This window comes from Bordetella petrii (genome assembly GCF_020991325.1).
Taxonomy (GTDB): Bacteria; Pseudomonadota; Gammaproteobacteria; order Burkholderiales; family Burkholderiaceae_B; genus Bordetella_A; species Bordetella_A petrii_E.
In genome coordinates this window covers 1-2,312 of the sequence record NZ_JAJMLX010000437.1, presented here as the reverse complement: position 1 = coordinate 2,312, position 2,312 = coordinate 1, and the positions used below count along the sequence as shown (strand labels likewise).

2 protein-coding genes and 1 pseudogene are annotated in these 2,312 nt (G+C 67.9%); all 3 read right to left on the bottom strand.

What is annotated here, in order from left to right; all coding sequences use genetic code 11:
- Positions 1-526: pseudogene (locus LPZ50_RS24210) on the bottom strand (hypothetical protein); the annotation flags it as partial.
- A 76-nt stretch (positions 527-602) separates the two neighbouring features.
- Positions 603-1,811 carry a CaiB/BaiF CoA transferase family protein gene (locus LPZ50_RS24205; RefSeq protein WP_230665389.1) on the bottom strand — a complete coding sequence of 403 codons (1,209 nt, stop codon included), beginning with the start codon at positions 1,809-1,811 and terminating at the stop codon, positions 603-605.
- Positions 1,812-1,853: 42 nt separating this feature from the next.
- On the bottom strand, positions 1,854-2,312 hold a 459-nt coding region (locus tag LPZ50_RS24200; protein WP_230665388.1), incomplete at its 5' end, for an HpcH/HpaI aldolase/citrate lyase family protein.

The following is a 2,312-nucleotide window of genomic DNA, read 5'->3' as shown; positions in this document are numbered from 1 at the left end:
CCAGCGCGCGGCGGCGGATTTCCAGGCGGGCGTGGCGCCGCACGGACCCGGGATCATCGCGCGGCGCCACCGATTGGCGCGCGCACAGCGCCAGGTAGCGGGCGGTAAGCAGGAAAGCCACGAACATGGTGACCGAATCGAAATAGACCTCGCCGCGCTGGGCCACGGTGGCGTACACGCTGGGCAGGAATGCCGCGACGATGCCCAGCGCCACGGGCACGTCCATGCCGCCCTGGCGCAGGCGCAAGCTGCGGGCCGCGCCCTGCCACACCGGCCAGGCCGAATACAGCACCACCGGCAGGGTCAGGGCCAGGCTGGCCCAGTTCATGAGCACGATGGCCCAGTCCAGCGTGGCGAGCGCGTCGGCGGGAATGCCGTCATGGCGTACATAGCCGGGCCAGGCGAACATCATGACCTGCATCATGGCCAGCCAGGCCCACCCCAGGCGCAGCAAGGCATGGCGCCGCGCCTGCCGGCCGGCAGGCGCAAGACTGGGGGGAACCGAGAAAATCGAGGGGGCTGGCATGCGCCTGATCGTAGCGATCCGACGCGGCGAACCAGTTGACTTAAATCAACCCAGTCGCAATCAGACTGTTGCCCGGCTACATTACCGCGCGGCGCTCGCGCAAGGCGGCGATCTGTTCGGGCGAGAGATCCAATTCCGCCAGCACGCTGTCCGAGTGCTCTCCGAACACCGGCGCGGCGTAAGGCGCGGGGCCAGGCGTGCGGCCGTACTTGATGGGATGCGCGAAGCCGCGGTAGCGGCCTACGACCGGGTGCTGGTATTCGGCCACCATACCTTCGGCGCGCACCTGCGGAAAATCGAACATGTCCTCGATGCAGCGGACCGCGGCGCAGGGGACTTCTTCGCCGAACAAGGCTTCCCATTCCAGCGCGCCGCGGGCCTGCAAGGCGGCGTGCAGGCGCGGCACGATTTCATCGCGGTGCTGCGCGCGCTTGCGGACCGAATCATAGCGCTCGTTGGCGGCCAGTTCCTGCAGCCCGGTCTTGGCGCACAACGAGGCCCAGAAATGCGGCGTATTCGCGGAAATGTACAGATAGCCTTCGCGGGTGGGATGCAGGCCGGTGATGCCGCCCGAGCGCATGTCGCGGCCCACGTCGCGCGGTTCGTTCTCGGCCCACACCATGCGCGCCGACTGCAGCGTCAGGGCACTGCGCAACAGCGACACCCCCACGTACTGGCCCTGCCCGCTACGCTCGCGCTCGTACAGCGCGGACGCCACGCCGGAAGCCACCAGCGCCGAAGCGTAATAGTCCACGATCGAGCCATACAGGATCTCGGGCGGCCCGCCGGCCTTGCCCTGAAGCGCGCACATGCCTGTCATGGTCTGCAGCACCTGGTCGTAGCCTGCCTTGTCTTTCAGCGGGCCGCTTTCCCCATAACCCGTCACGGCGCAATAGATCAGGCGCGGATTGATCTGCTTCAGTTGTTCATAGGCAATGCCCAGCCGGGCCGGCACGCTGGGACGGAAGTTGTGCACCAGCACATCGGCGCGGCTGGCCAGATCGCGCAGCACACTCTGAGCCTCGGCCTGCTTCAGGTCCAGCGCCAGGCCACGCTTGCTGCGGTTCACACCCAGGAACGCGCGGCTCTCGGTTTCCAGGGTGGATGGATACTTGCGCAGATTGTCGCCGCTGGGCGGCTCGACCTTGACCACGTCGGCCCCCTGGTCGGCCAGCAGCGCGCAACCATAAGGGCCGGCGATATAGGCGCTCAGGTCCAGCACGCGCACGCCGTGCAGCGGTCCCTGGCCGCTAGAAGTATCGGAGAATCGGGAAGATGAATTCATGTATTGGTCCTGCGAAAACGGCGCGGCGCGATGCGCCGCGGCTTATTCAGGCAACAGCCCCAGGCGGGTGGCGGTCTCGACGATGATCTCGGCGCGGCGCACGAAGGGCGCATCGACCATTTTCCCGTCTACCACATAGGCGCCCACGCCGCGGGCATCGGCCTCGCGGGCCGCCTCGACCACGCGCAGGGCGTGCGCGATTTCTTCGTCGCCGGGCCGGAAGGCGGCGTTCGCCAATGGCACCTGGCTGGGATGGATGCAGCTTTTTCCCAGGAACCCCAGGCGGCGCGCCAATGCCGCCTCGGCCTGGAAACCCTCGCTGTCGCGGATATCGGCGAATGCCGAATCGTAGGCGAACACCCCGGCTTCGGCCGCCGCGAGGCGCAAGGCAAACATGGCCTGCTGTATGGCGGCCGGTTCGCGCCGCGCCACGCCCATGGGTTCGAACAGGTCGCCCAGGCCCAGTTGCAGGCCGGCCACCCGGGGATCGGCGGCGGCCAG